Annotated in this window: 23 protein-coding genes; 13 read left to right on the forward strand and 10 right to left on the reverse strand. The window is 74.2% G+C overall.

Annotated features, from left to right (window positions below; translation table 11 throughout):
- Nucleotides 1-257: 257 nt before the first annotated feature.
- Nucleotides 258-665: a cobalamin B12-binding domain-containing protein gene (locus tag AB0K51_RS31810; protein ID WP_363461216.1), complete on the forward strand. Its 408-nt coding sequence runs from the start codon at nt 258-260 to the stop codon at nt 663-665.
- Nucleotides 666-816: 151 nt separating this feature from the next.
- Here AB0K51_RS31810 and AB0K51_RS31815 read toward each other — a convergent pair whose 3' ends face one another.
- Genes AB0K51_RS31815 through AB0K51_RS31830 form a run of 4 tightly spaced genes read right to left on the reverse strand, consistent with a single transcriptional unit; the run spans nt 817 to nt 4292 of the window.
- Nucleotides 817-2385, reverse strand: coding sequence for a DUF5691 domain-containing protein (locus AB0K51_RS31815; RefSeq protein ID WP_363461218.1), 1569 nt, complete (start codon nt 2383-2385; stop codon nt 817-819).
- Nucleotides 2382-2543 (reverse strand): hypothetical protein, encoded by a 162-nt coding sequence (locus tag AB0K51_RS31820; protein ID WP_363461220.1) that lies wholly within the window; start codon nt 2541-2543, stop codon nt 2382-2384. The genes AB0K51_RS31815 and AB0K51_RS31820 overlap by 4 nt, the downstream gene beginning before the upstream one ends.
- Before the next feature lie 37 nt (nt 2544-2580).
- Nucleotides 2581-3897, reverse strand: a complete 1317-nt coding sequence (locus tag AB0K51_RS31825; protein ID WP_363461222.1) for an SWIM zinc finger family protein — start codon at nt 3895-3897, stop codon at nt 2581-2583.
- A 41-nt stretch (nt 3898-3938) separates the two neighbouring features.
- Entirely contained in the window at nt 3939-4292 is a 354-nt protein-coding gene (locus AB0K51_RS31830; RefSeq protein ID WP_363461224.1) for a MerR family transcriptional regulator, read from the reverse strand.
- Between the two features lie 93 nt (nt 4293-4385).
- Here AB0K51_RS31830 and AB0K51_RS31835 point away from each other — a divergent pair, with 93 nt between their 5' ends.
- From AB0K51_RS31835 to sucD, 6 genes are all read left to right on the forward strand, one after another.
- A complete protein-coding gene (locus AB0K51_RS31835) occupies nt 4386-4796 on the forward strand; it encodes a hypothetical protein (RefSeq protein WP_363461225.1) in 411 nt (136 codons plus the stop codon).
- Nucleotides 4797-4942: 146 nt separating this feature from the next.
- Entirely contained in the window at nt 4943-6040 is a 1098-nt protein-coding gene (locus AB0K51_RS31840) for an AAA family ATPase (RefSeq protein WP_363461227.1), read from the forward strand.
- Nucleotides 6037-8370: a DUF5682 family protein gene (locus AB0K51_RS31845; RefSeq protein WP_363461229.1), complete on the forward strand. Its 2334-nt coding sequence runs from the start codon at nt 6037-6039 to the stop codon at nt 8368-8370. Before AB0K51_RS31840 ends, AB0K51_RS31845 begins: the two co-directional genes overlap by 4 nt.
- 99 nt (nt 8371-8469) lie before the next feature.
- Entirely contained in the window at nt 8470-9606 is a 1137-nt protein-coding gene (locus AB0K51_RS31850) for a VWA domain-containing protein (RefSeq protein WP_363461231.1), read from the forward strand.
- A gap of 354 nt (nt 9607-9960) precedes the next feature.
- Nucleotides 9961-11133 (forward strand): ADP-forming succinate--CoA ligase subunit beta, encoded by a 1173-nt coding sequence (gene sucC / locus AB0K51_RS31855; protein WP_363461233.1) that lies wholly within the window; start codon nt 9961-9963, stop codon nt 11131-11133.
- 18 nt (nt 11134-11151) lie between these two features.
- Nucleotides 11152-12042 carry a succinate--CoA ligase subunit alpha gene (gene sucD / locus AB0K51_RS31860; protein WP_363461235.1) on the forward strand — a complete coding sequence of 297 codons (891 nt, stop codon included), beginning with the start codon at nt 11152-11154 and terminating at the stop codon, nt 12040-12042.
- A gap of 78 nt (nt 12043-12120) precedes the next feature.
- On the opposite strand, the gene AB0K51_RS31865 is transcribed toward sucD, so the two are convergent.
- Nucleotides 12121-13506 (reverse strand): LuxR C-terminal-related transcriptional regulator, encoded by a 1386-nt coding sequence (locus tag AB0K51_RS31865; RefSeq protein WP_363461237.1) that lies wholly within the window; start codon nt 13504-13506, stop codon nt 12121-12123.
- Between the two features lie 117 nt (nt 13507-13623).
- Here AB0K51_RS31865 and AB0K51_RS31870 point away from each other — a divergent pair, with 117 nt between their 5' ends.
- Nucleotides 13624-14898, forward strand: coding sequence for a DUF6350 family protein (locus tag AB0K51_RS31870; RefSeq protein WP_363461239.1), 1275 nt, complete (start codon nt 13624-13626; stop codon nt 14896-14898).
- A gap of 10 nt (nt 14899-14908) precedes the next feature.
- On the opposite strand, the gene AB0K51_RS31875 is transcribed toward AB0K51_RS31870, so the two are convergent.
- Entirely contained in the window at nt 14909-15511 is a 603-nt protein-coding gene (locus AB0K51_RS31875; RefSeq protein WP_363461241.1) for a hypothetical protein, read from the reverse strand.
- Between the two features lie 358 nt (nt 15512-15869).
- Here AB0K51_RS31875 and purN point away from each other — a divergent pair, with 358 nt between their 5' ends.
- Together purN and purH are read left to right on the forward strand one after the other, a co-directional pair.
- Nucleotides 15870-16529 carry a phosphoribosylglycinamide formyltransferase gene (gene purN / locus AB0K51_RS31880; protein WP_363461242.1) on the forward strand — a complete coding sequence of 220 codons (660 nt, stop codon included), beginning with the start codon at nt 15870-15872 and terminating at the stop codon, nt 16527-16529.
- Nucleotides 16526-18106, forward strand: coding sequence for a bifunctional phosphoribosylaminoimidazolecarboxamide formyltransferase/IMP cyclohydrolase (purH, locus tag AB0K51_RS31885; protein ID WP_363461244.1), 1581 nt, complete (start codon nt 16526-16528; stop codon nt 18104-18106). Before purN ends, purH begins: the two co-directional genes overlap by 4 nt.
- 70 nt (nt 18107-18176) lie before the next feature.
- On the opposite strand, the gene AB0K51_RS31890 is transcribed toward purH, so the two are convergent.
- From AB0K51_RS31890 to AB0K51_RS31900, 3 genes are all read right to left on the reverse strand, one after another.
- Nucleotides 18177-18842, reverse strand: coding sequence for an RDD family protein (locus AB0K51_RS31890; protein ID WP_363461246.1), 666 nt, complete (start codon nt 18840-18842; stop codon nt 18177-18179).
- Nucleotides 18843-18988: 146 nt separating this feature from the next.
- Complete coding sequence (locus tag AB0K51_RS31895) at nt 18989-19414, reverse strand: DUF2752 domain-containing protein (RefSeq protein WP_363461248.1); 426 nt, start codon at nt 19412-19414, stop codon at nt 18989-18991.
- Entirely contained in the window at nt 19411-19842 is a 432-nt protein-coding gene (locus tag AB0K51_RS31900; RefSeq protein ID WP_363461250.1) for a DUF4190 domain-containing protein, read from the reverse strand. The genes AB0K51_RS31895 and AB0K51_RS31900 overlap by 4 nt, the downstream gene beginning before the upstream one ends.
- A gap of 198 nt (nt 19843-20040) precedes the next feature.
- Here AB0K51_RS31900 and AB0K51_RS31905 point away from each other — a divergent pair, with 198 nt between their 5' ends.
- The 3 genes from AB0K51_RS31905 to AB0K51_RS31915 all read left to right on the forward strand — a co-directional run bounded on the left by AB0K51_RS31905 (nt 20041) and on the right by AB0K51_RS31915 (nt 22518).
- A complete protein-coding gene (locus tag AB0K51_RS31905) occupies nt 20041-20895 on the forward strand; it encodes a bifunctional methylenetetrahydrofolate dehydrogenase/methenyltetrahydrofolate cyclohydrolase (RefSeq protein WP_363461252.1) in 855 nt (284 codons plus the stop codon).
- 5 nt (nt 20896-20900) lie between these two features.
- Complete coding sequence (locus tag AB0K51_RS31910) at nt 20901-21311, forward strand: DUF3017 domain-containing protein (protein WP_363461254.1); 411 nt, start codon at nt 20901-20903, stop codon at nt 21309-21311.
- A 214-nt stretch (nt 21312-21525) separates the two neighbouring features.
- Nucleotides 21526-22518 carry a malate dehydrogenase gene (locus AB0K51_RS31915; RefSeq protein ID WP_363461256.1) on the forward strand — a complete coding sequence of 331 codons (993 nt, stop codon included), beginning with the start codon at nt 21526-21528 and terminating at the stop codon, nt 22516-22518.
- 76 nt (nt 22519-22594) lie between these two features.
- On the opposite strand, the gene AB0K51_RS31920 is transcribed toward AB0K51_RS31915, so the two are convergent.
- Nucleotides 22595-26176, reverse strand: a 3582-nt coding sequence (locus AB0K51_RS31920) for a LamG-like jellyroll fold domain-containing protein (protein ID WP_363461258.1), incomplete at its 5' end; no start/stop codon positions are given.

The raw sequence follows: 26176 nt of genomic DNA on the forward strand, positions 1-26176 counted from the left end.
TTCGGCTCCACCGGCCGCAAGGAGCTGCTGCTCCGGTACGCCCCCGTCGAGAAGCTCTAGCCGCGACCGGGCCCCGACCGGGCTCCACGGCGCTGCACCGGGTCCGCCGGACGGGCGGAGGGGTTGTGATATTCCCCTCCTCTCGACCGGCGGAAACGGTCGGCGGCCCCGGCGGGCGCTACCCTCCCCTCAGATCTGTTAGAAGTGGTTAACACCGTCCGCGGGGCGGTGTGGACGACGTGGTCCAGGAGGCAGTGATGGGTGTGTCAGGGCCGATCCGAGTGGTGGTCGCCAAGCCGGGCCTCGACGGCCACGACCGGGGCGCCAAGGTCATCGCGCGGGCCCTGCGCGACGCCGGCATGGAGGTCATCTACACCGGCCTGCACCAGACCCCCGAGCAGATCGTCGACACGGCGATCCAGGAGGACGCGGACGGCATCGGCCTGTCGATCCTCTCCGGCGCGCACATGACGCTCTGCGCGAAGGTCATCGAGCTCCTCAAGGAGCGCGACGCGGCCGACATCAAGGTCTTCTGCGGCGGCATCATCCCCGACGCCGACATCACCGAACTCAAGGCCCTCGGCGTCGCCGACATCTTCACCCCGGGCACCCCGACCCAGGACGTCGTCACCTGGGTCGAGACCAACCTGCGCTCCGCCAGCTGAGGCAATCGGGCACCACAACAGGGGCTCGGGGAACTGCGAGGCGAGTGCCTGGCGGTCTTGGTCCGGCTGCAGGTCTCGGAGACGTCCATGCGCCCAGACCCGCAGCGCTCCGGCACTCGACCGCCACGCACCCCCGCCGTTCCCCGGGCCCCTACCCGCCGAGCTCTGCGAGCATCGCCTGGCGGAACCTCAGCGTGCCCGCGAGGCGGGTGAAGGTGTCGGACCAGGCGGTGTCGGGGGACGTCTCGGCGGCGAGGGCCTCGACCGCGGGGGCGGTCTCGGGGGCCAGGGCGCGTTCGGTCATGCCGAGGACGCCGCTGTGGCTCCAGGGGTAGGCGCCGAGTTCCGCGGCGCGTTTGAGCGCGGCGACCACCGCGGTGGACAGTGGCGGGGTCCAGGGCGTGGCGCAGGCGCCGAGCAGTTGGAAGGCGTCGCCGAGGCCGTGGGTCTGGACGAACGCGGCGGTCCACACGGCGCGTTCGGCGGGCGGCAGGACGGCCAGCAGGCGGGCCGGCGAGCCGGGGGTGCGGGTGTCGCGGCCGGGCCGGGGTGCGGCACCGAGCAGGGCGCGGGCCCAGGCGGTGTCGCGTTGGCGGACGGCGGCGCGGGCCCAGGCCTCGCGGAGGTCCTCGGCCCATTCGGCGCCGCCGTCGGCGGCGGTCTCGGCGGTGGGCAGCGCGAGCAGTTGAGCGATCGTCAGGCCGGTGTCGGCGGTCCACAGCGAGAGCGGCGCGGCGGCGACGATCTCGCCGAGCCACCAGGCCCGTTCGCCGCGCCCGGTGGGCGACTTGACGGGTATGCCGTCGCGTTGCATGGCGGCGTCGCACGCGGTGGGCGGGGTGACGGTCAGTCGCGCGCCGTCGTAGTGGACGGCGGCGCGGGCGCGGGCGGCCATCCGGTCGGCGAGGGCGGAGCCGGGGAGGGTCGAGAGCAGTTCGGCGGCGGTGGCGCGGACGTTCTTGGAGCGGTCGGCGAGCGCGGCCTCCAGGAACTCCTCGTCGGCGGGGGAGAGGCCGTCCTGCAGGGCGTCGACGAACAGGACGCGGTCCTCGGCGCGTTCGGTGGTCCAGGTGGTGGCGAGCAGGGCGAGCCCGGCGGCGGGGTCGGTGCGGCGCAGCCGGGTGAGGTGGGTGACGCGTTCGGCGAACAGGCCTTCCTGCCAGACGAGTTCGCCGTCCTGGCCGGTGGCGTCGGCGACCGCGGTGCGGGTGACATACTTCCAGTCGGGATTCTGCGGGGCGAGCCAGCGGCCGAGCGGGCCGGCCAGGGCGACCGCGTCGGCGCGCAGTTCGGAGCGGGCCCGGGCGGCGTCGAGCAACGCGGGGACCAGGGCGGGCGGCAGCCGGTAGCCGTGGGCGCGGGCGGCGGTCAGCCACTGGGGGAGCAGTTCGGCGAGGTTGGCGGTGCTGCCGTGGCCGGTGCGGGTGCCGAGCAGCACGTCGAGGCGGCGGGCGGCGGGTTCGGGCAGCGGCGGCCGCTGGTCGGCGGGCGCGGGTGCGGGCGGCTGGAGCGCGGCGGCGGGCAGGGCGCCGGCCCGGCGGCGGACCACGGTGAGCGCGGCCAGGTCGAGCAGGGCGGCGGCCGGGTCGGCGCGGTCGACGGCCTCGGCGAGCGGAGTGCCGGGCGTGTCGGGCAGCGGGCGCCGGTCGGTGCCGAGCAGGGCGGCGCCCTGCAGTTCGGCCCAGTGGTCGGCGGCGGTGTCGAGGGCGGGGACGGTCAAGCCCGGGCTCCGTTCGGACGGTGGGCGGTGCGCCGGCGGCGGCTCCAGCCGCTGGCGGTGGCGGCGCGGCGGGCGGCGTGGTGCAGGGCGATGCGCTGGACGGCGGTGCGGGAGTCGGCGGAGGGGGCGGTGGGCCGGTGGACGGGGGTGCGGGTCACGGGATGGCCTCCGGGCTGGTGAGGGGGCGTCAGTTCGTCACCTGGTGAGGCCGACGGGGTGGCCGTCGGCGTCCCAGGCGGTGACCGGGGTGAAGCCGGCGTGGCCGCATTCGCCGAACAGGGTGACGGGGTGTCCGGCGGAGACGGCGGTCAGTCGCCACAGGGCGGTGTCGGGCAGGGCGCCGTTCCGGATCGGCAGGGTGTGCCGGCCGTCGGTGAGCCGCCAGCCGTCCGGGCCGAGCACCGGGACCACGTCGGCGAGGACGGTCGGCCAGGCGTCCAGCCAAGGGTCCTCGGCGAGCGCGGTGCCGTACTCGGCGAGCGCCTCGGCGGGGGAGAGGCCGGCGGGGGGTTCGGCGGGGCCGGGTTCGGGGGCGCCGTAGCGGGTGCCGAGGACGGCGCGCAGCGGGCGGGCGCCGGGGTGGTAGGCGAGGTCGGCCTCCAGGACGCGGCCGGTGGGCAGCGCCAGGTCGGGGGCCTGGCCGGGGCGGCCGAAGGCGAGCAGCAGGGCGGCGCGGCCGGTCTTGGCGCCGCGCAGCCACACCCGGCGGGTGGTGAGCCGATCGTCGGCGGTGTCGCGGCTGCCGAGCACCTGCCAGCGGTCGCGGACGGTGGGGCCGGCCAGCAGCTCGGCGGTGTCGGTGGTGAAGCCGACCCGGGTGCGGACGGTGGCCGCCAGCGCCTCGGGCAGGGTGTCGATCCGGCCGTAGGCGCCGGCCAGCAGGTGCAGCATCGCGAACTCCTCCAGCAGCGTGTCCTGCGGGGTCTCGGCCAGCGCCCGGACCCGGGTGGCCAGGCCGGGGGCCTGGGCGTCGACCATCCGGGCGGCGACCTCCTCCCAGGCCGCGGCGGGCACCGGGTCGGCCAGGCCGCGGCGCACCCCGTCGGCGAGCCGCAGCCGCAGTTCGGCGGCGCCCGCGGCGACCCGGGCGGAGCGCTTGCCGGCCCGGCGGCGAGCCGCCTCCGGGTCGGCCTCCGCCGCCCTGGCCTGCTGCTTGGCGGCGCGCTGCACGGCGGCCTCGCTGCGCCCGTTCAGCCACTCGGCGACCCACTCCGGCGGCTCGGCCGGCCCGGTGACGGCGGCCCGGTCGCCGGCCCACAGCAGCAGCAGGCCGAGCGCGTGCTTGCACGGGAACTTCCGGCTCGGGCAGCTGCACTTGTACGCGGGCGTACCGAGCTCGACCGCCGTCCGGTACGGGGTGCTGCCGCTGCCCTTGCACAGGCCCCACAGCGCGCCCTGGCCGGTCCCGGTCGCGCTCCACGGGCCGGGCCCGGCGAGCTTGCCGGCGGCCTTCAGGGACGCCGGGTCGGGCGCCAGGGAAAGGACGTGTTCGGTGCTCCAGCGTTCCTCCATGGCTCCGACGCTAGGAGGCGCTACTGACAGTTGAGGACCGGTCAGGCCGGGGCCAGCGGACAGCCCGCGCCGACCCGGGCCGCGAGGTCGGCCCGCAGCCCGGCGAGCTCGGCCATCCGGGCGTCGATCAGCGCGATCTTCTCCCGGAACAGCTCCGACAGCGCCCCGGCGGCGTCCGGTACGCCGCTCAACTCCTCGCCGGTACGGGCGATCTCGGCCAGCGAGAAGCCCAGCGCCTGCGCGGTGCGCACGTACCGCAGCCAGGGCACCGCCTCGGGCGGGAAGTCGCGGTAGCCGTTGGGCAGCCGGCGCGCCGTCAGCAGCCCGGTGCGTTCGTAGAACCGGACGGTGTCGCGGCTCAGGCCCGTCTGCGCGGCCAGCTCCCCGATGCGCATGTCCCCACCCCCGTCGGTGACTTGACCTTGGACCCTACTCCACCGTCGAGCATGGGGCGGTCCCCGCCGCGAGAGCCCGAAGGAGCCCGCCCGATGCACCGCTACGCCCGCCTGGTCCGCGCCAGCGCCTGGTACGACCTGCTGGTGACCGCCCCGTTCGCCACCCCCTGGACGTACGCCCTCGCGCACCGGGCGCTGGACGGTACGAGCACCGCCCTGGGCCTGGGGCAACTGCCGCCCCAGGAGCCGATGCTGACGCTGTTCGCCAACCTGATGGGGTCGGTGGTGGTGGTCTGGGCGCTGCTGCGGCTGCGCCGCCCGCAGCCGGTGCACGGCCTGTACGACGGCGCGGCCCGGGTGCTGTTCGCCTGCTGGCAGCTCTGGGCGCTGGCGCACGGCGCGACCGGACTGCTGTGGGGGTTCCTCGTGGTGGAGACGGCGTTCGGCGCCGCCCAGCTGTGGCCGTGGCGGGCGGCCAACCGGCGTGCGGCGCTCCGGAGCTGACGGACGGAATTGTCGGTGCCGGGGTGCAGAGTGGAACCTGCACGGCCCGAACGGGAGTACGTCCTCCCAGGTCAGCGCCGTGCCGCACGCTTCTCGCGCCGTTGTGCGCGCAGCGTTTCGACGACCCGTCACGAACGGAGCAGCCGATGACCACCGAGACGACCAGCGAGGTCCTGCGGCAGCACGCCGAGGACGCCTTCGCCGCCGAGCTGGCCGCGCTCGCCCGGCAGGACGACCGCCCCCGCCCGGAGCGCTGGCGGCTGTCCCCCTGGGCCGTCGCCACCTACCTGCTGGGCGGCGAACTCCCCGACGGCACCGTGATCACGCCCAAGTACATCGGCCCGCGCCGGGTGGTGGAGGTCGCCGTCACCACCCTGGCCACCGACCGCGCCCTGCTGCTGCTCGGCGTGCCCGGCACCGCCAAGACCTGGGTCTCCGAGCACCTCGCCGCGGCGATCTCCGGCGACTCCACGCTGCTGGTCCAGGGCACCGCCGGCACCCCTGAGGAGGCGGTCCGGTACGGCTGGAACTACGCGCAGCTGCTGGCCCACGGGCCGAGCACCGACGCGCTGGTGCCGTCCCCGCTGATGCGGGCCATGCGGGCCGGGCAGATCGCCCGGGTCGAGGAGCTCACCCGCATCCCCGCCGACGTGCAGGACAGCCTGATCACCATCCTGTCCGAGAAGACCCTGCCGGTGCCCGAACTCGGCAGCGAGGTCCAGGCGGTGCGCGGCTTCAACCTGATCGCCACCGCCAACGACCGCGACCGCGGCGTCAACGAGCTCTCCTCCGCGCTGCGCCGCCGCTTCAACACCGTGGTGCTGCCGCTGCCCGCCACCCTGGAGGAGGAGGTCGACATCGTCACCCGCCGGGTCGGCCAGCTCGGCCGCTCCCTCGACCTGCCCGAACTCCCGGGCGGCGCCGAGGAGATCCGCCGGGTGGTGACCGTCTTCCGCGAGCTGCGCTCCGGCCTGACCGCCGACGGCCGCACCAAGGTGAAGACCCCCAGCGGCACCCTCTCCACCGCCGAGGCGATCTCCGTGGTCACCAACGGCCTGGCGCTGGCCGCCCACTTCGGCGACGGCGTGCTGCGGGCCGGCGACGTCGCCGACGGCATCCTCGGCGCGGTGGTCCGCGACCCGGTCGCCGACCGCCAGGTCTGGCGCGAGTACGTGGAGGGCGTGGTCCGCGACCGCGACGGCTGGAAGGACTTCTACCGCGCCGCCCGCGAGGTGGGCGCATGACGGCGGGGACGACCCTGCTCGGGGTGCGCCACCACGGCCCCGGCTCGGCCCGCGCGGTCGCCGCCGCGCTGGCCGCGCTGCGCCCCGACGCGGTGCTGATCGAGGGCCCGCCGGAGGCCGACGAGCTGGTCGCGCTGGCCGGCGAGAAGGACCTCGTCCCGCCGGTCGCCCTGCTCGCGCACGTCGTCGACGACCCGGCGCGGGCCGCGTTCTGGCCGTTCGCCGAGTTCTCCCCCGAGTGGGTGGCGCTGCGGTACGCGGTCGACGCCGGGGTGCCGGTCCGGTTCATCGACCTGCCGGCCGGGCAGAGCCTCACGCTGCCCGCCCGGGGGCGGGAGGCCGATACCGATACCGATGCTGACGGTGGGTCGGCTGACGGCGGGTCGGGAGTGCCGGGGGGCACTTCCGGTCCGGCGCCGGTCGACCCGATCGCCGAACTCGCCACGGCCGCCGGGCACGACGACCCGGAGGCCTGGTGGGAGGACGCGGTCGAGCACCGCGGCCCCTCCGCAGACCCCCTCGCACCGTTCGCCGCGCTCGCCGAGGCGATGGCCGCGCTGCGCGAGCACCACCCGGCCGAGCGGCGCGACCTGGTCCGTGAGGCCGCGATGCGCCAGCAGCTGCGGGCCGCCCGGCGGGCCGGCTTCGAGCGGATCGCGGTGGTCTGCGGGGCCTGGCACGTGCCCGCGCTCGCCGAACTGCCCACCGTGGCCCACGACCGGGCGCTCCTCGCCGAGCTGCCGAAGAAGCTGCGGACCGAACTCACCTGGGTCCCGTGGACCCACCGCCGGCTCTCCCAGCACACCGGCTACGGCGCCGGCATCGACTCGCCCGGCTGGTACCACCACCTGTTCACCACCGCCGACCAGCCGCTCGCGCACTGGATGACCCGGGTCGCCGAGCTGCTGCGCGCCGAGGACCACCCGGTCTCCTCGGCCCACGTGATCGAGTCGGTCCGGCTCGCCGAGACCCTCGCGGCGATGCGCGGCCGCCCGCTGCCCGGCCTGACCGAGACCCTGGACGCGGTGCGCGCGGTGATGTGCGACGGCTCCGAGGTCGCCCTCGGGCTGGTCCGCGAACGGCTGGTGATCGGCGACGCGCTCGGCACCGTCCCGGACGACGCCCCCGCCGTCCCGCTGCAGCGCGACCTGACCCGCCTTCAGCGCACCCTGCGGCTGCGGCCCGAACCCGACGCCCGCGACCTCGTCCTCGACCTGCGCAAGGACCTCGACGCCGAACGCTCCCGCCTGCTCCACCGGCTGCGGCTGCTCGGCCTCGACTGGGGCCGCCCCGCCCGGGACGCCGTCCAGTCCACCGGCACCTTCCGGGAGACCTGGCGGCTCGCCTGGGAGCCCGAGTTCGCGATCCGCCTGATCGAGGCCGGCCAGTGGGGCACCACCGTGCAGGGCGCGGCCACCGCCAAGGCCGTCGCCGACGCCGCCGGCGGGTCGCTGGCGGTCCTCACCTCGCTGGCCGAACGCTGCCTGCTGGCCGGACTGCCGGACGCCCTGCCCGCGGTGATGCACGCCCTCGCGGACCGCGCGGCGCTCGACACCGACGCCGGCCACCTCGCCGCCGCGCTCCCCGCCCTGGTCCGCACCCTGCGGTACGGGGACGTGCGCGCCACCGACGCGACGGCGCTCGGCGCGGTCGCGGTGGGCCTCGCCGAGCGGCTCTGCGTGGCACTGCCCGCGGCCTGCGTCGGACTGGACGCGGACGGGGCGAACGCCCGCCGGAGCGAGCTGGACTCCGTCCACCAGGCGGTCGCGCTGCTCGGCTCCGACGCCACCGGCGACCTGTGGGCGGACGCACTGCGGTCGATCGCCGCCCGCGAGCCGCTGGGCGGGCCGTCCACCGGGGCGCCGGGGCTGCTCCGCGGGCGGGCCGTGCGACTGCTGCTCGACGACGGACGGCTGCCGGCCGACGAAGCCGGCCTGCGGCTGGGACTGGTGCTCTCGCCCGCCTCCGAACCGGCCGACGCGGCGGGGTGGGCGGAGGGCTTCCTGTCGGGCGGCGGCGCGCTGCTGCTGCACGACCCGACCCTGCTGGGGCTGCTGGACGCGTGGCTCTGCCGGGTCCCCGCCGACACCTTCACCGACCTGCTGCCGATCCTCCGCCGGACGTTCTCCTCGCTGGAGACCGGCGTCCGCCACACCATCGGCTCCCGGGTGGCCTCCGGACCGCTCGGCGCTCCCGTCGCGACGGTCGCGGACGCGGTGGCGCTCGACGTGACGCGGGCGGACGCGGTGCTGCCGACCCTGGCGCTGCTGCTGGGGTTGTCGGCTCCGCCGCTGCGGATCCCCCGTCAGATCGACCGCCGCGCCGGGTGAGACCCGTCGGGGGCCGGACGTTGCCGTCGGCGCCTTCCGCCTCGCGCAGTTCCCCGCGCCCCTGTCGGGGTGCCGTCCCACTACTCGAAGGGGTGTCAGATGACCGTCCGTCAGGACGATGAGCGGATGCGGCGTTGGCGGCTGGTGCTCGGGGGTGAGGGGGACGGCACGGGGGTGCGGCTGTCCGGGCGGGACGCCGGGATGGACGGGGTGCTGGCGGCGCTGTACCGGGGGGAGGGCAAGCAGCGCTCGGCGGGGCTGGGCGGGTCGGCGCCGCAGGTGGCGCGGTGGTTGGGGGACATCCGGGAGTACTTCCCCTCGAGCGTGGTGCAGGTGATGCAGCAGGACGCGATCTCCCGGCTGGGGCTGGACCGGCTGCTGCTGGAGCCGGAGATGCTGGCGGCGGTGGAGCCGGACGTGCACCTGGTGGGGACGCTGCTCTCGTTGAAGCACGCGCTGCCGGAGACCACCCGGGAGACGGCTCGGATGGTGGTGGGGAAGGTGGTCGCCGAGCTGGAGCGCCGGCTGGCGGACCGCACCCGCTCGACCGTCGGCGGGGCGCTGGACCGCAGTGCGCGGGTGAACCGGCCCCGGCACCGGGACATCGACTGGGGGCGGACGATCCGGGCGAACCTGTCGCGGTACCTGCCGGAGTACCGGACGGTGGTCCCGGAGCGGCTGGTCGGGTACGCGCGGGCGCAGCGGGCGGTGAAGAAGGACGTGATCCTGTGCATCGACCAGTCGGGGTCGATGGCCGCGTCGGTGGTGCACTCGGCGGTGTTCGGCGCGGTGCTGGCGTCGATGCCGAGCCTGGACACCCGGCTGGTGGTGTTCGACACCTCGGTGGTGGACCTGACGGAGCAACTGAGCGATCCGGTGGACGTGCTGTTCGCGACGCAGCTGGGCGGCGGGACGGACATCAACCGGGCGCTGGCGTACTGCCAGTCGAAGATCAGCCGGCCGTCGGAGACCGTCGTGGTGCTGATCAGCGACCTGTACGAGGGCGGGATCCGGGACGAGATGCTGAAGCGGGTCGCGGCGATGAAGGCGTCGGGGGTGCAGTTCATCGCGCTGCTGGCGCTGTCGGACGAGGGCGCGCCGGCCTACGACCACGCGCACGCGCAGGCGTTGGCGGCGCTGGGGGCGCCGGCGTTCGCGTGCACGCCGGACGCGTTCCCGGACATCATGGCGGCGGCGATCGAGAAGCGTCCGCTGCCGGTGCCCGAGCGCGGGTGAGCGCCGGCGGGGGCGTGTCCATGGGCGGGGATGACACTCGTGAGGGTGATTCGGTGGTGCGGCTCACCGTCGCGCGCCCGAGGGGGTGAGCCGGCCCGGCGACACGCCGCGGGCACCGTGTTGTGACGGTTCTCACCAACGCGGACCGGGTCCCGGGCGAAACACGCCGGTCGTCCGGGGATAACCTGCCATGCGGACGTGACGCGCGTGTTGATTGACGATGCGCCCGGCTCGCTGCGTGGGCCGCAAGGCCGTACTTCTGCGTACCCGCTCAGCACCGACGACCCGCAGCGAAGATCCTGCCGTGGCACGCTCGTAGAGACACATTCCGCGACCACGAACAAGGACAAACACGTGGACCTGTTCGAGTACCAGGCGAGGGACCTCTTCGCCAAGCACGGTGTACCCGTGCTTGACGGCGATGTCATCGAGACCGCCGCAGACGCTGCCGCCATCGCGGAGCGCTTCGGCGGCCGCGCCGTCGTCAAGGCTCAGGTGAAGGTGGGCGGCCGAGGCAAGGCCGGTGGCGTGAAGCTCGCGTCCGACCCGCAGGACGCCGTCGCCAAGGCCGAGGCCATCCTCGGCATGGACATCAAGGGCCACACCGTCCACAAGGTGATGCTGGCTCAGACCGCGGACATCAAGGAGGAGTACTACGTCTCCTTCCTGCTCGACCGCACCAACCGCACCTTCCTGGCGATGGCCAGCGTCGAGGGCGGCGTGGAGATCGAGGTCGTCGCCGAGGAGAACCCCGACGCGCTGGCGAAGATCCCGGTCGACGCCAACGAGGGTGTGACCCCGGAGAAGGCCGCCGAGATCGTCGCCGCCGCGAAGTTCCCGGCCGAGATCGCGGACCAGGTCGCCGACGTCCTGCAGAAGCTCTGGGTCGTCTTCGTCAAGGAGGACGCCCTCCTGGTCGAGGTCAACCCGCTGATCAAGTCCGGCGACGGCAAGATCATCGCGCTCGACGGCAAGGTCTCGCTGGACGAGAACGCCGAGTTCCGCCAGCCGGAGCACGAGGCGCTCGAGGACAAGGCCGCCGCGAACCCGCTGGAGGCCGCGGCCAAGGCCAAGGGCCTCAACTACGTCAAGCTGGACGGCCAGGTCGGCATCATCGGCAACGGCGCGGGCCTCGTCATGAGCACCCTGGACGTCGTCGCGTACGCCGGTGAGAAGCACGGCGGCGTGAAGCCCGCCAACTTCCTCGACATCGGCGGCGGCGCGTCCGCCGAGGTGATGGCGAACGGTCTGGAGATCATCCTGGGCGACCCGGACGTCAAGTCCGTCTTCGTCAACGTCTTCGGTGGCATCACCGCGTGCGACGCGGTCGCCAACGGCATCGTGCAGGCCCTCGCGCTCCTGGTGAGCAAGGGCGAGGCGGTCACCAAGCCGCTGGTCGTCCGTCTGGACGGCAACAACGCGGAGCTCGGTCGCCAGATCCTGACCGCCGCCAACCACCCGCTGGTGCAGCAGGTGGACACCATGGACGGCGCCGCTGACCGCGCCGCCGAGCTGGCCAACAAGTAAGGAAGGGGACTCAACACCATGGCTATCTTCCTTACCAAGGACAGCAAGGTCATCGTCCAGGGCATGACCGGCTCCGAGGGCATGAAGCACACCCGCCGCATGCTCGCGTCCGGCACCCAGATCGTCGGCGGTGTGAACCCGCGCAAGGCCGGCACCACCGTGGACGTGGACGGCACCGAGATCCCGGTGTTCGGCACCGTGGTCGAGGCGATGGAGAAGACCGGTGCCGACGTCACCGTCATCTTCGTGCCGCCGGCGTTCACCAAGTCCGCCGTGGTCGAGGCGATCGACGCCGAGATCGGCCTGGCCGTGGTCATCACCGAGGGCGTACCGGTGCACGACACCGCCTCGTTCTGGGCCCACGCCGGCGCCAAGGGCAACAAGACCCGCATCATCGGCCCGAACTGCCCCGGCCTGATCAGCCCCGGACAGTCCAACGCGGGCATCATCCCGGCCGACATCACCAAGGCCGGCAAGATCGGTCTGGTGTCGAAGTCCGGCACCCTGACCTACCAGCTGATGTACGAGCTCCGTGACATCGGCTTCTCCTCCGCGGTGGGCATCGGCGGTGACCCGGTCATCGGCACCACCCACATCGACGCCCTCAAGGCGTTCCAGGAGGACCCGGAGACCGAGCTCATCGTCATGATCGGCGAGATCGGCGGCGACGCCGAGGAGCGTGCCGCGGCGTTCATCGCCGAGCACGTGACCAAGCCGGTCGTCGGCTACGTCGCGGGCTTCACCGCGCCCGAGGGCAAGACCATGGGCCACGCCGGCGCCATCGTCTCCGGCTCCTCCGGCACCGCCCAGGCGAAGAAGGAGGCCCTCGAGGCCGCCGGTGTCAAGGTCGGCAAGACGCCGTCCGAGACCGCCCGCCTGGCCCGCGAGCTGATCGCCGCCGCCGAGTAAGGCAGCTGACGCACCGGTCGAAGGCGCCGCCCACCGTGAGGTGGGCGGCGCCTTCGGCGTTCCCGCGGCCGCGGGCGATCAGCCCGCGGCGCCGGTGCCGCCCGACGGGGCGTCAGCACCCGGCGCGGCGGGGAGCGCCGGGCCGCCCGGTGGGTCGACCAGCACCGCCGGCACCCCCGGCACGGGGCTGCACCACGGCGTCTGCAGGCCGGGCGCGGCGTTGCCGAGCGCGGGCCCGGCGCTGCCCGTCACGGCCGACGTGCACGCCGTCGGCACCGGTGGCTCCGGGCGCACCAGCGCGGACGGGCCGACCCCGAACAGCGTGGTGGCTATCGCGGCACCGACCGTCGTGGTCAGCAGCGCGGCCGCGCCGGTCGCCACCCCGGTGTGCAGCCGGCTGTCGGTGACCAGCACCGACGGCGACGGCAGGCGCGGCTGCGGGCAGGCCCGGGTCGCCGCCCGGTGCAGCAGGCCGCCCAGCCGCTCACCGAACGCCGGATCGTCCGGGTCCGCGCCGACCAGCTCCGGCACCGCCGCGGCCAGCGCGGCCCGCGCCGCGCGCACCCGCCCCGCCGCCGCGGCCGTGCTCGACTCCACCTCCACCGCCACCCGCTCGACGGGCAGCCCCAGCGTGTCGTGCAGCACCAGCGCCCGCCGCTGCGGCCGCGGCAGCCGACGCAGCGCCTTCAGCAGCGCCCGGTCACGGTGCGTCAGCCCGGACTCCGGCTCCGGACCCGCCGGCTCGCCGCCGACCCGGATCCGCCGGTGCGGCCACCCCCGCAGGTGGGCGCGGCGCGGCCCGCCCCGGTGCCACGGCGACAGCGTCAGCTCGAACGACTCGCCGCGCACCCACGCCTCCGGGTCGGGCAGCGTCCCGACCTCCGCCCAGCGGCGGGCGGCCGCGCCGAGCGCCAGGTGCGCGCAGTGGACGGCGCGGTGGCGGCTGCCGGTGAGCAGGAAGGTCTGCTGCACCAGGCGGGTGTGGACGCGGGCGCAGAAGTCCGCGAAGTCGGCGACGACGGCGGGCTCTGACGGGGCGTCGGCGGCGTTGACGGTGGCGTGCGCGTGCCCGGGATCGGGGTGCACGGGGTCCGGGTGGACGGGGTCGGGGTGCCGCGCGTGGGCCGGGGCGGCTGACTCGGCCGGCTCGGCGGGCCTGTCGGGCTCGGCGGGCTCGGCCGGTGACGGGGTGTCGGCCGGGGCCAGGGCGGCGGCGAGGGCGATCGCCTCCTCGCGGGTCTGGACGCCGAGCTTGCGCATCGCGCGGTTGAGGTGGGCGCGGGCGGTGGCGGGGGCGATGCCGAGGTGGGCGGCCATCGCGCGGGCGTCGTCGCCGGCGACCAGGCGGGCCAGGACCTGGGCCTCGCGCGGGGCGAGCCTGCGCAGCAGCAGGGCGGCGTCCTCGTGGGCCCGGGGCGACGGTCCGGTGGTGGGTTCGGGCTCGGCGGTCGAAGGTGTGGTCACCGAAGTCCTCCGCTGCGGGTCCGTCGCAGAAACAGGCACATAATCCGATAATCCGGGACACGGCGAAGGTTCGCCCGTTGACACCGCGCAACGGGTGGCCTTGGCAGCATGAAGGCCATGACGCAGCTGATGGGCCGTCCGATCCTGGGCCTGCCGAGCGAACTGGACAGCCACTCCACCCTCGCCGACCTGCTGACCGGAGTCCGCACCGCGCTGCTCACCTTCTCCGTGGTCGCCGTCCCGGTCTTCGGCCTGTGGGTGCTGGCCCCGTACGGCGACGACTCGGCGCAGGGCGCGGCCCGGCTGGCGTTCGCGCTCTGGCTGCTCGGGCACGGCGCGCCATTGGCCCGGGGCCCCGAGGGGGTGCCGGTGACGGTCACCCCGCTGCTGCTCACCGCCGTCGTCGCGCTGGTGCTCGCCCGCGCCGGACGGCGGGTGGCCCGGCGCTCCGGAGGGCGCGGGCGGCCCCGTTGGCGCTCCCCGCTGGCCCTGTGCGCCGGATACCTGCTGGTCGCCGCGGCGGCCGTGGCCCAGTGCGCCGACGTGCGGGCCGAGTTGCGCGCCCGCCCGGTCGCCGACCTGGCGGCCGTCGTGCTGCTGACGGCGGGTTCGCTCGGCTACGGGGTGTGGAGCGGGCACGGCCGGCCGTGGACGTCCGGGCGGCTGCCGCTGCCGCCCGCGCTCTGGCCGGACGGGGCTGGCCGGGCGCTCGGCCGGGCCCTCGGCAGCTGGTCGCTGGCGCTGCTGGCCGGCGGCGGGGCGGTCTTCACCACGGCGGTGCTGCTCGGCTCCGCCGGGCAGAGCGCCCAGCGCCTCGGCGGCGGCCTCGCGGGCTGGCTCGGCATGCTGCTGGCCTGCCTGGCGCTGCTCCCCAACGCGCTGACCTGGACGGCGGGTTACACCCTCGGCCCGGGCTTCGAGCTGGGCACCGGCAGCCTCGCCGGCCCGCTGCACACCCGGATCGGCGCCGTCCCCGACTTCCCGCTGCTCGCGGTGCTGCCCGCCGACGGCGGCCCCGACTGGCACCTGCTGGCCTGCGCCGCCCCCCTCGCGGCCGCCGTGCTCACCGCCCTGCTGCTCGGCCGCGCCGCCCGGCGCTGGACGCTCGCCCAGGCCGCGACGGTGGCCGGCTGCACCGCCCTGGCCGCCGCCCCGCTCGGCCTGCTCGCCGCGTGGTCCGCGGGCGGTGCGCTGGCCTCCGGCCGGATGTCCCGACTCGGCCCCGTCGCCTGGCAGTTCGGCCTGGCCCAGACGGGCTGGCTGCTGCTTCTGGCGGTCCCCGGCGCACTCCTCGCCCGCTGGTGGCACACCCGCCGGGAGGCCCGGGCGGCCTCCCTGGCGATCCAGGTCCGGGTCGGCGTCTACCGGCTGGTGTGCCGCCTGGCGGCGTGAGGGGGCCGGTTCAGCCGTCCTGGCCCTCGAAGAGGTTGACCAGCCAGGCGGGGGCGTCCTTGGCGCAGGAACCCGTGCCCGCGTCGGTGATGGACTGGCTCACGCAGTCCAGGTAGTCGTGGTAGACGAACTGGATGGTGAAGGCGCTGATCGACATGACCAGGGCCAGGCCGCCGGTGAGCAGGCCGCTGAGGGCGGCGGGGGTCTGCGGGCGGACGGCGGGGGACTGGTACGGGTGCGCGGGCGGCTCGGCGGGGGCGCGCAGCACGGCGATCGCGTACCAGGCGGCCAGCAGGCCGAGCGCGAAGGCGAAGTAGAAGAGGCCGAAGAGCGCGGACAGCAGGGCGGCGAAGCCGCAGAGCAGGGCGTTGCGGGCGTTGCGGTGGCCGGGCTCGGCGGGGTCGATGCGCGGCGGGGCGGGCTGCTGGGGGGCGGGGCGCTGCGGGTCGGCCCACGGCGGGGGGAGCTGCGGGCGGTCGCCGCCGGGCTGGTCGGGCTGCTCGCCGTCGGCGGACGAGGCGTGCGGGCCGCGGGGACGCCAGGGCTGGTCCGGGGCGTCCGGCGGGGGCGCCGCGAAGGGGTTGCGCTCGCCGCTTTCCTCGCCGCTGCTCATGTGTCGGCCGTTTCTTCTCGTCGGGCGGGGGCGCCGCCCGGTTCGGTGGGGGAGTGGGCGGTCGGTCAATGATCCCTCAGCCGGTTCGCGGCCGTGCGGCACCCCGCCCGTCCGCGGTCGGTGGGCGGGCGAGATCCCCGTCTCAACTACGCGCGTAGCGTTGCCGGGTGGTGACGAGCGGCCTCCTACCAGCCGTTATCGTGGTGACGGTCGGCAGCCCGGACCGGTTCCCGGGGACCCGCAGCGCCGCGGCGCACCCCGGTTCCGCGACCCGGCTGGCGACCCGCCGCCGCCCGTAGTGGCCCCACCGACGGTGGATGTACCAGCGGGCGACACCCGACGTACGGAGAATCGCGCAGTGGCCGCCGCTTCCGCCCAAGTCTTCCCGCCCCGTACCCCCGGACCGGCTCGACTGGTGGTGCTGGTCTCCGGTTCCGGCACCAACCTGCAGGCGCTGATCGACGCCGCGGCCGACCCCGCGTACGGCGTGCAGATCGTCGCGGTGGGCGCCGACCGCGACGGCATCGCCGGGATCACCCGGGCCGAGACCGCGGGCATCCCGGTCTTCGTGGAGCGGATCAAGGACCACCCGGACCGGGCCGCCTGGAACGCCGCGCTGCTCGCCGCCGTCGAGGGCCACGCCCCCGACCTGGTGGTCACCGCCGGCTTCATGAAGATCCTCGGCCCGGACTTCATCGCCGCCTACACCGGGCGGATCGTCAACACCCACCCCGCGCTGCTGCCGTCCTTCCCGGGCGCGCACGGCGTCCCGGACGCGCTGGCGTACGGCGTGAAGGTCACCGGCTGCACGGTGCACCTGGTGGACGCCGGGGTGGACACCGGGCCGATCATCGCCCAGGGCGTGGTGGAGGTCGAGGACGCCGACCACGCCGACGGCGGCGCGGCGCTGCACGAACGCATCAAGACTGTCGAGCGCAAGCTGCTCGTCGACGCCGTGGGCCGGCTGGCCCGCGAAGGACATCGCATCGAGGACCGAAAGGTACGGATTCCGGCATGAGCGCCGCCTCCACCAACGCCCCCGTCTCCGAGAACGTGCGCCCGATTCGCCGCGCGCTGATCAGCGTGTACGACAAGACCGGTCTGGAGGAGCTCGCCCAGGGCCTGCACGCCGCCGGGGTCGCGATCGTCTCCACCGGGTCGACCGCCGGGCGGATCGCCGCCGCGGGCGTCCCGGTCACCGAGGTCTCCGAGCTGACCGGCTTCCCGGAGTGCCTGGACGGCCGGGTCAAGACCCTGCACCCGCGGGTGCACGCCGGCGTCCTCGCCGACCTGCGGCTGGAGTCGCACCGCGCGCAGCTCGCCGAGCTCGGCGTGGAGCCGTTCGACCTGGTCGTGGTGAACCTGTACCCGTTCACCGCCACCGTCGCCTCCGGCGCCACCCCGGACGAGTGCGTCGAGCAGATCGACATCGGCGGCCCGTCGATGGTCCGCGCCGCCGCCAAGAACCACCCGTCGGTGGCCGTGGTGGTCGACCCGGCGCGCTACGCGGACGTCCTGACGGCCGTTCAGGGCGGCGGCTTCGACCTGCTGACCCGCAAGCGGCTGGCCGCCGCCGCGTTCGCGCACACCGCCGCGTACGACGTGGCCGTCGCCTCGTGGTTCGAGAACTCCGGCTACACCGAGTCCGAGGACGCGTTCCCGTCCTTCCTCGGCGCCACCTGGGAGCGCGACAACGTCCTGCGCTACGGCGAGAACCCGCACCAGCGGGCCGCGCTGTACACCGACGGCACGGGCGGCCTGGCCGGCGCGCAGCAGCTGCAGGGCAAGGAGATGTCCTACAACAACTACGTGGACACCGACGCCGCCCGCCGCGCCGCCTACGACCACGCCGAGCCGGCCGTCGCCATCATCAAGCACGCCAACCCGTGCGGCATCGGCACCGGCGCGGACGTCGCCGAGGCGCACCGCAAGGCGCACGCCTGCGACCCGGTCTCCGCGTACGGCGGCGTGATCGCGGTCAACCGCCCGGTCTCCGTCGAGCTGGCCGAGCAGATCGCCCCGATCTTCACCGAGGTCGTCGTCGCCCCCGGCTACGAGGACGGCGCGCTGGAGGTGCTGGCCAAGAAGAAGAACCTGCGGGTGCTGGTCGCCCCCGAGGCGCCCGCCGACGCGCTGGAGGTCCGCCGGATCTCCGGCGGCGTGCTGCTGCAGGAGGTCGACCGGGTCGACGCGGCCGGTGACGAGCCGTCGACCTGGACGCTGGCCACCGGTGCGGCGCTGTCCGCCGACGAGCTGGCCGAACTCGCCTTCGCCTGGCGGGCCTGCCGGGCCGTCAAGTCCAACGCGATCCTGCTGGCCAAGGACGGCGCCTCGGTCGGCGTCGGCATGGGCCAGGTCAACCGGGTCGACTCCTGCAAGCTCGCGGTGGAGCGGGCCGGCGAGCGCGCGGTGGGCTCCTACGCCGCCTCGGACGCCTTCTTCCCGTTCGCGGACGGCCTGGAGATCCTGCTCGCCGCGGGCGTCAAGGCCGTGGTGCAGCCCGGCGGTTCGATCCGCGACGAGGAGGTCGTGGCGGCCGCCGAGAAGGCGGGCGTGACCATGTACCTCACCGGGACCCGGCACTTCTTCCACTGACGCGCCCCTGGCGCGGTGACGCCGAAGGGCCCGCACACCGGACGGTGGGCGGGCCCTTCGGGGTGCCGGATCACTGGGTCTTGACGACCACGGTGTTCATGACCTTGTCGGCGAAGGTCTGGCGCTTGGCGTCCCACAGCGGCCACAGGTAGCCGATGCAGCAGGCGAAGCTGTCCAGCGCGTGGCAGAGGTGGCGGACGAACGCCATGCCGAAGCCGATCGGCTGGCCGTCGGCCTCGCGGACCAGGCGGATGTTCAGCAGCTTCTTGCCCGGGGTCTGGCCGGTGGTGCCGACCCGGTAGAGCAGGAACAGCGTGCCGGCCAGGATGAGCAGGCCGCCCAGCATGATCAGCGCGGTGCCGCCGCCGGAGGCCGACGAGGTGCAGCGGCTGTAACCGTACGAGTCGGTCGAGCACTTGATGCCGCTGGCGCTCATGCCGATGCCGATGCCGTACAGGATGCCGCCGGGCAGGCCGACGATCAGGTAGTCGACCAGCAGCGCCAGGAAGCGGCTGCCCCAGCCCGCGTACGGCGGGACGCCCTGGTAGCCCTGCTGCGGGTAGCCGTAGCCCTGCTGCGGGATGCCGTAGCCCGGGGCCTGCTGCTGCGGGTAGCCGTAGCCGGGCGCGGGGGCCTGCTGCTGCGGGTAGCCGTAGCCCGGGGCCTGCTGCTGCGGGTAGCCCGGGGCCGGGGGCTGCTGGCCGTACGGGTTGTTCGGGTCGGGCGGGTAGCTCATTCAATGCCTCCGGGCAGAATGGGAGTTGGGGACGGGCTGGGGGAAACCCCAGAGGACGGACAGCAGTTGAGCGACCGGCCGGAACGGGAGATTAGCGCAGCGGCCTGACGGTGTCGTGGGTCAGTGGGCAACGCGGGGGCGGCGGATCACGGACGGACGATGCCGAGGCGGTACAGCTGCCACACCCAGGAGAGTGCCGCGGCGCCCCAGATCAGCACGTTGCGGCGGGAGTTGGACAGCTCCCACCACCAGCGGCCGGGGCCCAGCGGCGCCACCAGCAGGCCCAGCGCGGCCACCACCGTCACCGGGTTCGCGGCCAGCGCGCCCAGCCAGTTGCCGTGGCCCGCCTCGATGAAGACCGTGGTCGAACCACAGCCCGGGCAGGGGATTCCGGTGAACCGCCGCAGCGGGCACAGCACTCCGGGGTCGTGCGCGTCGTGCAGCGCGGCCACCGCCAGCGCCGCCGCCGTCGCGCCGAGCCCGCGCGCCGCCACCCGGGCCCACCGGCCGCGGAACGTGCCGGCCGACTCCCGCCAGCGTGTCACCAGGCCGAACTGCCCGGCGGTGCTCACTTGTTCTGGACCACGAAGATGAACACCAGCAGCGCGATGCTGATCAGCACGCCCAGCGTGCTGATCACGATGCCGCCGATCGCCACCCCGCGGCCCTGACCGGTCTGGGTCGCCTTGTTCAGTGCCGCGATGCCCACGCCGATCCCGACCAGGCCCAGCAGGCCGCCGTAGAAGCAGCTGGTCAGCACCGAGATCAGCCCGATCGCCGCGGCCGCGGTGGCCAGCGTGTTCTGCTGCGGCGCGGCCGGCACCGGCTGCTGCGGGTAGCCGTAGCCCGGCTGCGGCGCCGGGTAGGGCTGCGTCTGGTACCCGTAGTCCTGCACGGGCGGCTGCTGCTGCGGGTAGCCGTACCCGGGCGGCTGCTGCTGGGGCTGGCCGTAGCCGCCCGCGCCGCCGTACGGGTCGGGCGTCTGGTACGGATTGCTCACTTCGGTTCCCCCGTGCTCTCCCCCGTCGGTCCGACGGCCGGTCAACCGGCCGGATCGGCACATGTGCAGGCCACATCGTCGTGCGCGACGGTCCGGGATGTCCAGTCGGCTCCGGCGTGGCGTGCACAACTGTGGCGCAACCGCAACCCGGGCACACGGGTGCGGAGCCGTCCGGGCGCGTGCTGGACAATGAGGGGTATGACTGCCCAGATTCTCGATGGCAAGGCCACCGCGGCCGCGATCAAGTCCGAACTCGCCGTCCGCGTGGCGGCCCTCAAGGAGCGGGGCGTCGTCCCCGGCCTCGGCACCGTCCTGGTCGGCGACGACCCGGGCAGCCGCTGGTACGTCAACGGCAAGCACAAGGACTGCGCCGAGGTCGGCATCGCCTCGATCCAGCGCGAACTCCCGGAGACCGCCACCCAGGAGGACGTCGAGAACGTCGTCCGCGAACTCAACGCCGACCCCACCTGCACCGGCTACATCGTCCAACTCCCGCTCCCCAAGGGCCTGGACCAGAACCGCGTGCTGGAACTGATGGACCCCGACAAGGACGCCGACGGCCTGCACCCCACCTCGCTCGGCCGGCTCGTCCTCGGCATCGACGGTCCGCTGCCGTGCACCCCGCTCGGCATCGTCGAGCTGCTGCGCCGCCACGGCGTGCAGCTGAACGGCGCCGAGGTGGCCGTGGTCGGCCGCGGCATCACCGTCGGCCGTTCGATCGGCCTGCTGCTCACCCGCCGCAGCGAGAACGCCACCGTCACGCTCTGCCACACCGGCACCCGCGACCTCGCCGCCCACCTGCGGAACGCCGACGTCATCGTCGCCGCCGCCGGCGTGCCGCACCTGGTCAAGCCGGAGGACGTCAAGCCCGGCGCGGCCGTGCTCGACGTCGGCGTCTCCCGCAGCGAGGGCAAGATCGTCGGCGACGTGCACCCCGGTGTCGCCGAGGTGGCCGGGTGGATCTCGCCGAACCCCGGCGGCGTCGGCCCGATGACCCGCGCGATGCTCCTCAACAACATCGTCGAGGCGGCCGAGCGCCGCGCCGGCATCTGATTCCGGTGCCCGGCATCAAGGGGCGCAGCCGGCGCCGACCGCTGAACACCGAGGGCACCCTCCCGCCGGAGGGCTCCGCCGCCGCGCTCGGCCGCGGCCACACCCTGCCGCTGCGGCAGTGGCCGATCACGGTGGTGCTCGCCGTCGCCGTCATCGGCCTGCTGGTCACCTGGGCGGGCCACTTCCGGCCCGGCCTGCTGGTGGTCGGCGGCGCGCTGGTGCTCGGCGCGCTGCTCCGGCTCGGCCTGCCCGACGTCGGCCTGCTCGCGGTGCGCAGCAGGTTCACCGACGTGACGCTGATGCTGGTGCTGGGCGGCGCGATCGTGCTGCTCACCCTGGTGGCCCAGCCCGACCCGTGGCTGCGGCTGCCGGTGCTGGAGAACATCGGCCGGCTGATCGGCCATCCGGTGCACTGACCGGGCCGTCGGTGTACCGGCCGCTCCGTCGGTACACCGAACAGGGCGGCCCGCGCGGGCGGTTCGAGCGGTGGCGGACGCCACGTCACCGCTCGCGCGGGGCACCGGAGGCTTGCGATAGCCTTGCCCAGGTCTCTCGATATCGAGAGATCATCCTCGGCTCCGGCGCGACGGTGCGCCTGGGGCGCCTGGCGATATGCAGGAGAAGGTTGAAATGACTAGCACCCCCGTCAACGTCACCGTTACCGGAGCGGCCGGCCAGATCGGTTACGCGCTGCTCTTCCGCATCGCCTCCGGTCACCTGCTGGGTGCCGACGTGCCGGTGAACCTGCGCCTGCTGGAGATCCCGCAGGGTCTCAAGGCCGCCGAGGGCGTCGCGATGGAGCTCGACGACTGCGCCTTCCCGCTGCTGCGCGACATCACCATCACCGACCAGGCGAACGTGGCCTTCGACGGTGCCAACGTGGCCCTGCTGGTCGGCGCCCGTCCGCGCACCGCGGGCATGGAGCGCGGCGACCTGCTGTCCGCCAACGGCGGCATCTTCGGCCCGCAGGGCAAGGCCATCAACGACAACGCCGCGGACGACATCAAGGTCCTGGTGGTCGGCAACCCGGCCAACACCAACGCCCTGATCGCCCAGCGCAACGCCCCGGACGTGCCGGCCGAGCGCTTCACCGCGATGACCCGCCTGGACCACAACCGCGCGGTCGCCCAGCTGGCCAAGAAGGCCGGCGTGACGGTCGAGGACGTCAAGAAGGTCACCATCTGGGGCAACCACTCGGCCACCCAGTACCCGGACCTGTTCCACGCCGAGATCGCCGGCAAGGCCGCGTTCGACGCCGTGGGCGCCGACCAGAAGTGGGTCGAGGACTTCTTCATCCCGAAGGTCGCCAAGCGCGGCGCCGAGATCATCGAGGTCCGCGGCGCGTCCTCGGCCGCCTCGGCCGCCAACGCCGCCATCGACCACGTGTACACCTGGGTCAACGGCACCCCGGCCGGCGACTGGACCTCGATGGGCATCGTCTCGGACGGCTCCTACGGCGTCCCGGCCGGCCTGATCTCGTCCTTCCCGGTCACCGCCAAGGACGGCAAGTTCGAGATCGTCCAGGGCCTGGACCTCTCCGACTTCGACCGCAAGCGGATCGACGCCTCGGTCGGCGAGCTCGCCGAGGAGCGCGACGCGGTGCAGGAGCTCGGCCTCATCTGAGTCCGCTCCCGCTGACGCCGAAGGCCGGGCCCGCCGTGTGGCGGGCCCGGCCTTCGCGCGTGCCGGGGTCAGCCGATCAGATCATCCAGACCTGGTCGGCGAAGGCCGGGTTGCAGTCCCACTGGTAGACGTACGCGCCGGACTCCGGGGTGCGCCAGGAGACGAACGCGCAGCGGTTGCTGTAGGCGTTGCGCAGCTGGTAGCCGCCGGTGGAGACCGGGTCGAGGTACCAGACCTGGTCGGCGAAGCCCGGGTTGCAGTCGTGCTGCGAGACCTGGGCGCCGTTGTCCGGGGTCCAGTGGTAGACGACCAGGCAGCGGTTGGTGAACACGTCGCGCAGCTGGTAGCCGCCGGTGGCGACCGGCTCGATCTTCCACAGCTGGTCGATGTAGGTGCTGTCGCAGTCGACCTGCTGGGCCGGCGCGCCGTTGTCCGGGTTGCGCCAGGACACGTACAGGCAGCGGCTGCTGAGGCTGTTCCGGACCGACACGCCGGGCGACAGGATGTAGCCGGGGGTGCCGGACAGCGTGGCGACCTGGGCGGCGGTCAGCGCGGTGCCGCCCCAGACCTGCGCGGTGGACAGCGCGCCCTTGAACCAGCCGCCGACGGCGGTGGCGGAGGTCCGCGCGGCGCCGGCCCGGAAGGAGCCGGTGAAGCCGGCCACCGCGGTGTGCGCCTTGGTGCCCGCCGACACGCCGTTGATGTACAGCGTCATGGTGGCGCCGTCGTAGACCGCGGTCAGGTGGGTCCACGCCTCGGCCTGGACGGTGCCGCTGCCGGGCCCGGGTCGGGCACAGTCGGTGCCGGCGCCCGCGGTGTCGGCGGTGGCCATACAGAACGTCCACTGGTTGGTGGCGGAGTCCGCGTTCAGGGTGAAGCCAGCGGTCTGCGCGCCGTCCTGGGAGAGCACGGTGCCGCCGGCGGCCGAGGCCTTGGCCCACACCGACACGGTGAAGGCGCCGTTCAGGGCGGCGGCCTGACCGGCCGTCAGGGTGCCGGCCGCGCCGTCCAGGTGGACGTCCGGGTTGAACAGGTCCTTGGTGCTGAAGGTCGCGCCGGTGGCCGAGCCGGTGAACGGCGCGGTGCCGATCACGTCGGCGGCGGTGGCGGCCTTCGCGCCCTCGGTGCGCACGTCGCCGAGCGGCCAGGCGTGCGTGGGGGCGACCAGGTTCTGACCGGTCTGCGAGGCCAGCGTGGTGCCGTCGAAGAGGCTCGGGACGGCCTTTCCGGAGCTGTCGACGGACCAGAGGTCGACGGTGCCGTCGCGGTTGATGTCGGCGGCCTGCAGGACCGGCTTGGCGGCCGAGGTCCAGCCGCTCGCGGCGAGCTTGACCGGCGCGGTGGGTGTCGCGCTGGTGCCCTGCACCAGGTTGGTGGCCAGGTTGGTGAGGACGGTCGGGCTGTAGTACCAGAGCTCGCCGGTGGTGGTGTTGCGGGCGTACAGGGCCGGCAGGTTGTTCACCAGCGCGGTGGTGATGGTCCAGCCGGTCCAGTCGGCGCCGCCGGCCGGGTTGGCGCTGGTCAGGATGGTGCCGTTGTCGGCGGCGCCGTACGCGCCCGGGCTTCCGGTGCCGCCGGTCAGGGTGAGCTGGCCCTTGAAGAGCATCAGCAGGCCGGGAATGCCCGGCGTCTGGACGCTGGCGGTCTCGTAGAGCGCGCCGGCGTTGGCGATCTGGGAGGCCTTGGAGCCGCCGACGGAGGCGGTGAAGACCGGGGATCCGACGTTGGCCTGGGAGCCGGAGACCGGGTTCAGGACCGAGCCGTCGCCGTTGCCGTAGAGGATGCTGGCGGAGCCGGTGGCCGGGTTGTAGGCCAGGTAGTCGTTGAAGCCGTCACCGGTCGCGAAGTGACCGGTGATCACCTGGGTGCCGTTCCAGTCGGCCGGGCCGCCGTTGGTGTTGACGCCGGTGCCCTTGGCGCCGATGTTGTCGGCGGCCGAGTTGAGCGTGCCGGTGGTGATGCCGGAGGCGAGCCACAGGCCGGACGGCAGGGTGCCCTGCTTGCCGACCACGGCGAGGTCGGTGCGGCCCTGGCCGGTGAGGTCGCCGTCCAGCGCGGTGGCCGGGGCGGCCGCGCCGAAGCTCACCACGGCCGTGTCGCCGATGTTGCCGCCGGGCGAGACCGCGGTCACGTTCAGCGTGTTGACCCGGCGGGTCGGCTTGAGGGTGATGGTCGCGTTGCCGGAGCTGGCGGCCACGGTGCGCGGCGCGCCGCCGTTCAGCTGGTACAGGTAGCTGGACGGGGCGGCGGCGGAGGCGTTCGCCGCGACGGTGAACGAGGCGTCCGTGCCGACCTTGTAGCTGGTGGCCTGCTGCGTGACGGTCGGCTGGCCGGGGACGGACAGGTCGACCGAGAAGCGGCAGGTGGCGCTGGCCGGGCTGCTGAGGCTGCCGTCGCTGCTGACCACGGTCCAGTTGAAGGTGGTCAGCTTCCCGGCCGCAGCGGTCTGCAGCGTGGCGCGCGGGATGACGTAGGCCGCGTTGGTGCCGGCGGTGGCGGCGAGCGTGTTCGAGGCGACGACCGCACCGGTCGCGTTGTCCCTGACGGTGTACGACACGTTCAGGCTGCCGCCGTCCGCGTCGTTCACGCCCGAGTACAGGGTGATGTCGCCGTTGCCGACCACGGTCGGGGTGGCCGCGTCACACGCGGTGCCCGGCGAGGTGAACAGGCTGGTCGGCGCGGTCGGCGCGTGGTTGTACGTGGTCGAGATCGACATCGAGGACGGCTGGAACTTCTTCCAGCCGTACGAGTCGCCCTCGTCCGAGGCCTTCAGGCCGAGGGCGAGGTCGCTCTTGCCGTTGTTCACGGCGGTCTGCATCGCACCGGTCATGTTGAAGCCGACGGACTGGGTGGGGCAGCTGCTGCTGTAGCCGTGCGCCTCCCACTTGGTGTCCTGCCAGTACTTCATGGCCGGCTGGTTGCTCCAGTTGGTGTTGGAGTCGATCCCGTCGTCGGTGGCCCACAGCTCGACGTTGCGGCCGTTGCAGGACGGGGACCAGGTCTCGGTGGCGTAGAAGGTGGAGGCGCTGATCTGGGCGCCGGCCAGCTGCGGGGCGACCGTCATCTGGGCGAAGGCGCGGCCCACGTAGTACGGGGACTGCCAGCCGTTGTAGCCGACGCGCAGGCCGGTGCTGTCGCTGGTGCGCCAGTAGCTCGTGCCGCTGAAGGCGGAGGCGACGTACGTCCAGTTCAGGAGCTGGCCGCCGGCCGAGTACGACGGGTCGATGTACAGCGGCCAGACGGTGTCCTTGCCGGACAGCAGGTCCTGATCCGGCGTCAGGGTGACGGCGCCGTCGCGGTACTCGCTGGTCAGCTTGCCGGTGTGCGCGTGCGCGCCCGCCTCGGCGTGCGAGGAGGCCGCCGGGAAGCCGGACTTGGCGTCCAGCTTGGCGCCGCTCTTCGGCTCGGTGACGGTCGGCGCGGCCTGGTCGGCGGCCGAGTCCCACACGCCGCGGTCGGGGGCGGGCGCGGAGAACAGCGTCCTGCCGTGCTTGTCCTTGGCGGTGAGGTTGCCGGCCTGGTCGGTGGCCAGGTCGACGCCCTTGGCCGTGGTGGCGAAGGACAGCTTCTTCAGCGCCGGGTTGGCGGCGGCCTTGGCGTCCTTGACGACGAAGACCTCGGAGAACCCGCCGAGGGTGTCGGCGGTGACCTTCAGGTC

Origin of the sequence: Kitasatospora sp. NPDC049285, from assembly GCF_040678815.1 — a bacterium.
Lineage (GTDB): Bacteria > Actinomycetota > Actinomycetes > Streptomycetales > Streptomycetaceae > Kitasatospora.

Bases quoted from the DNA above. Each gene is read 5' to 3' on its own strand.
- AB0K51_RS31810 (WP_363461216.1), top strand. From the start codon at position 258: ATGGGTGTGTCAGGGCCGATCCGAGTGGTGGTCGCCAAGCCGGGCCTC.
- AB0K51_RS31825 (WP_363461222.1), bottom strand. From the start codon at position 3,897: ATGGAGGAACGCTGGAGCACCGAACACGTCCTTTCCCTGGCGCCCGAC.
- AB0K51_RS31830 (WP_363461224.1), bottom strand. From the start codon at position 4,292: ATGCGCATCGGGGAGCTGGCCGCGCAGACGGGCCTGAGCCGCGACACC.
- AB0K51_RS31835 (WP_363461225.1), top strand. From the start codon at position 4,386: ATGCACCGCTACGCCCGCCTGGTCCGCGCCAGCGCCTGGTACGACCTG.
- AB0K51_RS31840 (WP_363461227.1), top strand. From the start codon at position 4,943: ATGACCACCGAGACGACCAGCGAGGTCCTGCGGCAGCACGCCGAGGAC.
- AB0K51_RS31845 (WP_363461229.1), top strand. From the start codon at position 6,037: ATGACGGCGGGGACGACCCTGCTCGGGGTGCGCCACCACGGCCCCGGC.
- AB0K51_RS31850 (WP_363461231.1), top strand. From the start codon at position 8,470: ATGACCGTCCGTCAGGACGATGAGCGGATGCGGCGTTGGCGGCTGGTG.
- sucD (WP_363461235.1), top strand. From the start codon at position 11,152: ATGGCTATCTTCCTTACCAAGGACAGCAAGGTCATCGTCCAGGGCATG.
- AB0K51_RS31870 (WP_363461239.1), top strand. From the start codon at position 13,624: ATGACGCAGCTGATGGGCCGTCCGATCCTGGGCCTGCCGAGCGAACTG.
- AB0K51_RS31875 (WP_363461241.1), bottom strand. From the start codon at position 15,511: ATGAGCAGCGGCGAGGAAAGCGGCGAGCGCAACCCCTTCGCGGCGCCC.
- purH (WP_363461244.1), top strand. From the start codon at position 16,526: ATGAGCGCCGCCTCCACCAACGCCCCCGTCTCCGAGAACGTGCGCCCG.
- AB0K51_RS31890 (WP_363461246.1), bottom strand. From the start codon at position 18,842: ATGAGCTACCCGCCCGACCCGAACAACCCGTACGGCCAGCAGCCCCCG.
- AB0K51_RS31905 (WP_363461252.1), top strand. From the start codon at position 20,041: ATGACTGCCCAGATTCTCGATGGCAAGGCCACCGCGGCCGCGATCAAG.
- AB0K51_RS31915 (WP_363461256.1), top strand. From the start codon at position 21,526: ATGACTAGCACCCCCGTCAACGTCACCGTTACCGGAGCGGCCGGCCAG.